Below are 7004 nucleotides of genomic sequence, written 5' to 3'. Positions count from 1 at the left end.
CAGCATTTTGTTCTGTGAAGCTCAGTTGTGAAACCGATCAGCCTGCGGACACCGAGCGTCCGGCCGACTTCAGGTCGTTGCACGCCTCGACGACGCGAGCCGTCATGCCTGCTTCGGCCTTCTTGAGGTAGCTGCGCGGGTCGTACGCCTTCTTGTTTCCGACCTCGCCGTCGATCTTGAGGACGCCGTCGTAGTTGGAGAAGAAGTGTCCGGCGATCGGACGGGAAAACGCGTACTGCGTGTCGGTGTCGACGTTCATCTTGACGACGCCGAAGTTCAGCGAATCCTCGATCTCCGACTTCAGCGATCCCGATCCGCCGTGGAAGACGAAGTCGAAGGGCTGAGAGCCGGCAGCCAGGCCGAGCTTGGCAGCGGCAACCTTCTGGCCCTCTTCGAGAACCTCGGGCTTGAGCTTGACGTTGCCCGGCTTGTAGACGCCGTGGACGTTGCCGAAGGTGGCAGCGAGCAGGTACTTGCCCTGTTCGCCGATGCCCAGGGCGTCGACCGTCTTCTCGAAGTCTTCGCTCGAGGTGTAGAGCTTGTCGTTGATCTCGGCCTCGACGCCGTCTTCTTCGCCGCCGACAACACCGATCTCGACCTCGAGGATGATGCGTGCAGCCTTCGAGAGGGCGAGCAGTTCCTTGGCGATGGCCAGGTTCTCGTCGATCGGGATGGCCGAGCCGTCCCACATGTGCGACTGGAACAGCGGGTTACGGCCCGCGTCGACTCGCTCCTGCGAGATCGCGAGCAGCGGACGCACGTAGGTGTCCAGCTTGTCCTTCGGGCAGTGGTCGGTGTGCAGCGCGATGGTGACGTCGTACTTTGCCGCGATCACGTGTGCGAACTCGGCGAGCGCAACAGCGCCGGTGACCATGTCCTTGACGCCCAAACCGGAACCGAACTCGGCGCCGCCCGTCGAGAACTGGATGATGCCGTCACTGCCGGCGTCCGCGAAACCCTTGATGGCTGCGTTGATGGATTCGGAGCCGACACAGTTGATGGCGGGGAAGGCAAAGGAATGCTCCTTGGCCCGACCAAGCATCTCGGCATAGACCTCGGGAGTTGCGATAGGCACGGCGGGAGTCCTCCATATACGTGTCGTTCGGAGCGCTCGTCGATGTGAAAGCGCTTCGTGTGGTCCAAGCAGTATGGCAAGTCCTACTCGCCACGTCTCTTTGCGGTCTCGGCCGTCGTACAACCCCGGCATCAGCCACCGAGACCGACGCGATTACCTGCGGGGGTGGGAAACACTCAGATTCGGCCGGTACTCTGGCCTCCGTGAATGTGCTGGCAGCAACTGAATCCGTGACCAATCTGGCCTTGCTGCCGGACTTCCTCGATCCCGTCCATCTCCTGAACTCGTTCGGGACCTGGTTCTTGCTGGGTCTCCTCCTGGTCGTCTTCATCGAATCAGGGCTGTTGTTCCCGCTGCTCCCGGGTGATTCGCTCCTGTTCACGGCCGGTCTGGTCGCAGCGGCAGGTTCCGGAGCCAGTGAGGTCGAAGGATTCGCACCACTGTGGCTGCTGCTCCTCACCATTCCGATCGCCGCGATTCTTGGCGATCAGGTGGGTTACTACATCGGCATCAAGGGCGGTACGGCTCTCTTCAAGAACAACGACGCGCGCATCTTCAAGAAGAAGTACATCGACGAGTCGCATGCGTTCTTCGAGAAGCACGGCCCGATCACGATCTTCCTCGCACGCTTCGTTCCGATCGTGCGCACGTACGCTCCGCTGGTCGCCGGTGCCTCGCGCATGAAGTATTCGGTCTTCCTGACGTACAACATCGTCGGCGGCATCGTGTGGGGTGCAGGCGTCACGCTTCTCGGCTACTGGCTGGGGCAGATCGGCTTCATCCGTGACAACATCGACATCATCTTCATCGGCATCGTTCTGGTGTCGGTTCTGCCGATCATTTTCGAAATCGGAAAGCGACTTTTGTCGTCGAGACGCAGTGAACCGGCGAATACTTCCACTACGGATAATTCGACGGTGACAGTCCCCGAAGACCCCACCCCCTGATTGCAGAACGAGGCGAAGAACTGACGACGATGACGCTCGCATCCGGCAGTTTCTCCCCGCTCGAGACTGCCGGGCCTCTGTTGGTCTGGATCATCGTCGTCACGTTCGTCTTCATCGAGTGCGCGATCATCCTCGGATTGTTTCTCCCCGGTGATTCGCTACTCATCACAGCCGGAATCGTTCTTGCCGGCCACGAGTCCGGTGCAGGTCACGTGTGGGCGTTGTCTGTCGGCGCGATGATCGCTGCCATTGCCGGCAACCAGGTCGGGTACGTCATCGGCCACCGGACGGGCAACCACATCAAAGCCCGTAAGGGCGGCAAGTACTTCACCGAGAAAAACCTGCATCGCGTCAACATCCTGTTGGAAAAGCACGGGTTCTGGGCGGTCCTGATTGCCCGCTGGGTTCCGTGGGTGCGCACCCTGTGCCCGATGGTCGCGGGCGCAGCCAAGATGAACCACACGCGCTACACCATCGCGAGCACCATCGGCGCGATCATCTGGGCACCGGTGCTTTTGCTGCTCGGTTTCTACGGAGGCTCGTTCCTCGATCGTGTCCCGTGGTTGCTGCCCGCCGTACTGATCGTGATGATGGTCAGCTTGGTCATCGGTACCGCGTTGGGCATCTGGCAGTACCGCAAGGAGATGGCCCGTCCGGCCGAAGACGTCGAGGTCGAAGAGGTCCTCGACTAGAAGCTGTCTGCTCAGTGCAGGTGGCTCTGGTCCCACGCCGGCAGCGGGTCCTCGTAGCGAGTCCAGGCCCGCGGTCCTTCGCGTAGTTCGTCATCGGTCAGCAGTGCCGGATCGAGGATTCGTGACGGCGCCGCCGGGTCGAGTTTCACTCCGATGAACACGATCTCCTGCCCTGGCACCTCCGCCGCCGACGCCCACAGTTGAGCCGGTTCGATGACGAGGTTGGGGCCTGCCTGTGACCAGATCGCGGCGAATTCGGGCCGACTGGCGATCCAGCAGAATCCTTTGCTTCGCAAGAGGCCGGCGAATTGACCGAGCGCAGCCTCGAGCCTGGCCGGATGAAAGGGGCGCGAGGCGCGATACGTGACGCTGCGTATTCCGTATTCCTCGGTTTCCGGGGTGTGCCCACCGGCCAGTTCCTCGTCCCAACCGGGTACCTGCGCAGCGAGCTCCGGGTTGTAGAGACCGGTTTCGAGGACGCGATCGAGGGTGACTTTTCCGTGGTCCGTCCGAATCAGTTGAGCGGTGGGGTTGAGCCTGCGGAGCGTTGCCTCGACTGTTCCTGCCGCCCGCGGGCTCACCAGGTCGGATTTGTTCAGCAAGACGACGTCGGCGAACTCCACCTGATCGACCAGGAGATCGGAGATGCTTCGTCCGTCCCCCTCCCCGGCTTCGAGGTTGCGCTCGTCGAGTCGTTCGCCCTTTGCCAGTTCGCCGAGGAAGGTCGACGCATCCACCACGGTCACCATCGTGTCGAGCTTCGCGAGCGAGCCGAGGCTGAAGCCGTCCTCGAATTCCCAGTCGAAGGTGGCTGCCACCGGCATCGGTTCGGAGATGCCGGTGGACTCGATCACCAACTGATCGAACCGTCCTTCTCGCGCCAGAGCGCCGACGGCGTCGATCAGATCCTCACGCAGCGTGCAGCAGATGCATCCGTTGGTCAGCTCGACCAACTTCTCCTCCGTGCGATCGAGGTGGCCCTGGCCCGCGACGAGGGCCGCGTCGATGTTGATCTCGCTCATGTCGTTGACGATGACGGCGACGCGTCGACCGTCACGGTTGGCGAGGATGTGGTTGAGGAGTGTGGTCTTGCCTGCGCCCAGAAATCCGGACAGCACAGTTACTGGTAGCTGCTTCATCCCTTAATGATAACCGTTGTCGTTATCGACAACGGTTATCGGGCCTACTGCACTGCGGACGCACTACCCGAGAACTGACTCTCGGGCCTCGGCAAACCGAAATGATCGCGAAGCGTCGTACCCGAGTATTCGGTCCGGAACAGCCCGCGGTCCTGCAGGATCGGGACCACTCGCTCGGCGAAGATCTCGAGTCCACCCGGGTAGTACGGCGGCATGACGTTGAATCCGTCGGCAGCACCGCTGGTGAACCACTCCTCGATAGTGTCGGCCACCTGCTCGGCGGTTCCGGCGAACACCCGATGTCCGCGAGCACCCGCCAATCGATGAAGCAGGCCCCGAACCGTCGGACGCTCGCGCTCGACGATGCCGGCGATCACCTGCAATCTGCTTTGCTTGTTGTCGGTGACATCGCCTGCAGCCGCGAACAATTCGACGGGAACCGGTGCATCCAGTTCCAGATTCCGAACATCGGTCCCGGTGAGTGCACCGAGTTGCGCGAGCCCGTACTCCGGCGAAGTCAACTCGTTGAACTCCCGTTCGAGCGCCTTGGCCTGCTCCTCGGTGTCACCGATGAAGGGGCTGATTCCGGGCAGGATCTTGACGTGGTCGGGGTTGCGGCCGAACTGAGCAGCCCGCGACTTGATGTCGGTGTAGAACGCCTGAGCGTCGGAAAGCCTTTGGTGCGCTGTGAAAATCGCCTCTGCGTACTGTCCGGCAAACGCACGACCGTCGTTGGACGCACCGGCCTGCACCAGCACCGGGTATCCCTGCGGCGTTCGTGGTGCATTGAACGGTCCCCGCACCCGCAGATGCCGCCCGACGTAGTTGATCTCGTGAATCTTGTTTCTGTCCGCGTAGATTCCGCTCTCGCGGTCCAGACTGATCGCGTCGTCCTCCCAGCTGTCCCACAGCCGCACCACCGCGTCGACGAATTCCCGTGCACGCGAATACCGGTCACCGTGATCCGGGTGCTTGGCCAGCCCGAAGTTGGCTGCTGCCAGATCGGTGCCGGTGGTGACGATGTTCCACCCCGCGCGTCCGTTGGAGATGTGGTCGAGCGAGGCGAACAGCCGAGCCAGGTTGTACGGCTCGTAGTACGTGGTCGACGCCGTCGCGATCAAACCGATCCGCTCGGTCGCCACTGCAATGGCAGTCAGCAACGTGATCGGCTCCAAAGTCCCTGCGGGGCCGTGCTCGACGTCGCTGCGCAATGCCGGACCGTCGGCGAAGAAGATTCCGTCGAACTTCGCAGCCTCGGCGGTACGAGCGATCTCCTGGAAGTACGTGACGTCGAACAGACGTTCCGGTGTCGTCCACGGATGACGCCACGCCGCTTCGTGATGGCCGGCAGGGTGAATGAACGCGTTGAGGCTCAGTTGGCGCGAGGAATCAGACATGCCTGAATGCTGGCAACAACCACCTTCCTCCGACAGGGTTACGGTTCGTGTGATTCCAACTCCGAGTGGGTGCTCGGTATCGTCACATGGGTGACCTCTGTAGTTGTAGCCGAGTTCGTACCGTCTCTGAGGACATCACCCGTTCTTCGGCAATGGTGCGAACTGTTCTCCGAAGGCCAGCGCCGCCTCTCCGGAGCGTCGCCGACAGCGACTGCGCTGGCGGAAATGATCGAGACCGAAGACGATTCGGTCGACGTGTGGCGTTGGATCGCACGCGACGCCGGCACCGACGAGGTTCTCGGTATCGCCCAGGCGCGAAGAAATTCAGCGGACGCCGATCTCGCGGAGTTTCGGATGTACGTGAGTCCCCATGCGCAACGACGAGGAGCGGGACGGGCACTTGCCCAACTCGTCGAGGCCGACATTGCCGGGTACCGCGTGCGCAGAATCAGGGTGACTGCGCGCACGGGAAGTGCAGCCGAACACTTCCTGCAGCAGTTCGACAGCCATCGCGTGCTGCTTCGACTGGCCAACCAGGTTCAGCACCTCAGCCCTCCCACCGCACACAGCACCCGCCCCGGCTATCGAATCGTCAGTTGGCGCAACCGAACCCCGGACGAATTTGTCCACTCTTTCTCGGAGGCATTGAACCGACTCCTCGACGCACCGGGCGCCGGACTGCAGATGCCCGAACGTAATTGGGGAGTCGAGGAGCTCAGATCGTGGGAACAGAAGATGACCGGTGGCTCTCAGGTGCTCCTGGTGTGCTGCGCGGTCGACGACGCCGTCGGCGAAGTAGCCGCAGCGACAGTGGTGACGGTGGACGAAAATGACAGCGCCCACGCTTCGCAGCACGACACCGTGGTACTCCCCCGACACCGCGGGCATGGTCTCGCTCAGTGGGTCAAGGAGCAACAAGCGTCTGTGTTGGCAGCTGAATTTCCTTTGCTGAGAGAGATTTACACAACGGTGAACGCGGAAAACCACCCGATGCTGACCGTCAATCGGAGACTGGGATACCAGACTGTTGCGGAGCGAATCCTGGTGGAGATTGCATCGCACACGCCTCGGTGACGATCTTCCTCCACAGGTCCGGGTGAGACTGCCAGAAGTTGTGTGCAACACCGTCGATGACCGCGAAACTACCGTTCGGCACCAGCGCGGCCAATTGCTGCAACGGCCACGACGGGCGAATGTCGTCGGCCGCCGCGAGAAATGTCATGGGCACGGGTGAGTCGGCCAACTGCCGAAACAGCTGTGGCTCATGAATCCATTCGATGAACGACGCTTGAAGCGATTGCCAGACAACAGGTTCCCAAGGTATCTGCGGGTCCGGCTCGATCCCCGCTTCGTACTGCTTCGACCAGTGCCGGTCCTTGTGGAGGCCGTGCCCCGCGATTCCGACGACGCTGGACACCGATTCCGGGCAGTCGAGTGCGTACCTCACTGCCAAGTCGGATCCCCACGAGTGACCCAGTACGACCCAGCTGTCGATCTCGAACATGTGCCGGACCAGTTCGAGGTCCGCAACAGCCTGCGCCATCGTATGAGCGCCGCCACCGGACCGTCCGACTCCACGCGGCTCAGGGCACCACGCACGCATTCCTTCAGGAAGCAGCGCGTCGTGAGCAAGATAGTGAACGCATCCCGGGCCGCCGGAGAGAACCAGAACGTCCGACCCTGACCCACCGACGTCGATGTGAAGACGAACGCCGTCAGTGTCGATCACGTGCCGGGATTCCATGACGGAGAAG

Annotated in this window: 7 protein-coding genes; 3 read left to right on the top strand and 4 right to left on the bottom strand. The window is 62.0% G+C overall.

The window, feature by feature from the left end; translation table 11 throughout:
- Window positions 1-37: 37 nt before the first annotated feature.
- Window positions 38-1075: a class II fructose-bisphosphate aldolase gene (gene fbaA, locus ACFWAD_RS24415; RefSeq protein ID WP_021343256.1), complete on the bottom strand. Its 1038-nt coding sequence runs from the start codon at window positions 1073-1075 to the stop codon at window positions 38-40.
- A 203-nt stretch (window positions 1076-1278) separates the two neighbouring features.
- Here fbaA and ACFWAD_RS24410 point away from each other — a divergent pair, with 203 nt between their 5' ends.
- Together ACFWAD_RS24410 and ACFWAD_RS24405 are read left to right on the top strand one after the other, a co-directional pair.
- Window positions 1279-2022, top strand: a complete 744-nt coding sequence (locus tag ACFWAD_RS24410; protein WP_378536116.1) for a VTT domain-containing protein — start codon at window positions 1279-1281, stop codon at window positions 2020-2022.
- A 29-nt stretch (window positions 2023-2051) separates the two neighbouring features.
- The gene (locus ACFWAD_RS24405) at window positions 2052-2714 is read left to right on the top strand and encodes a DedA family protein (protein WP_003944306.1); all 663 of its coding nucleotides are present in this window, start codon (window positions 2052-2054) and stop codon (window positions 2712-2714) included.
- Between the two features lie 11 nt (window positions 2715-2725).
- Here the strand turns inward: ACFWAD_RS24405 and ACFWAD_RS24400 are convergent, their stop codons facing one another.
- Both ACFWAD_RS24400 and ACFWAD_RS24395 read right to left on the bottom strand, forming a co-directional pair.
- Window positions 2726-3853 (bottom strand): GTP-binding protein, encoded by a 1128-nt coding sequence (locus tag ACFWAD_RS24400; protein WP_378548569.1) that lies wholly within the window; start codon window positions 3851-3853, stop codon window positions 2726-2728.
- Between the two features lie 44 nt (window positions 3854-3897).
- A complete protein-coding gene (locus ACFWAD_RS24395) occupies window positions 3898-5250 on the bottom strand; it encodes an LLM class flavin-dependent oxidoreductase (protein ID WP_378548566.1) in 1353 nt (450 codons plus the stop codon).
- Between the two features lie 90 nt (window positions 5251-5340).
- On the opposite strand from ACFWAD_RS24395, the gene ACFWAD_RS24390 reads away from it, so the two are divergent.
- Window positions 5341-6324 carry a GNAT family N-acetyltransferase gene (locus tag ACFWAD_RS24390; protein WP_378548563.1) on the top strand — a complete coding sequence of 328 codons (984 nt, stop codon included), beginning with the start codon at window positions 5341-5343 and terminating at the stop codon, window positions 6322-6324.
- On the opposite strand, the gene ACFWAD_RS24385 is transcribed toward ACFWAD_RS24390, so the two are convergent.
- A complete protein-coding gene (locus tag ACFWAD_RS24385) occupies window positions 6251-6994 on the bottom strand; it encodes an alpha/beta fold hydrolase (RefSeq protein ID WP_378548560.1) in 744 nt (247 codons plus the stop codon). The two genes, ACFWAD_RS24390 and ACFWAD_RS24385, sit on opposite strands and share 74 nt — an antisense overlap.
- Window positions 6995-7004 lie beyond the last annotated feature (10 nt).

Origin of the sequence: Rhodococcus sp. NPDC059969, from assembly GCF_042738325.1 — a bacterium.
Taxonomy (GTDB): Bacteria; Actinomycetota; Actinomycetes; order Mycobacteriales; family Mycobacteriaceae; genus Rhodococcus_F.
This window is presented reverse-complemented; position numbering and strand designations above follow the sequence as displayed.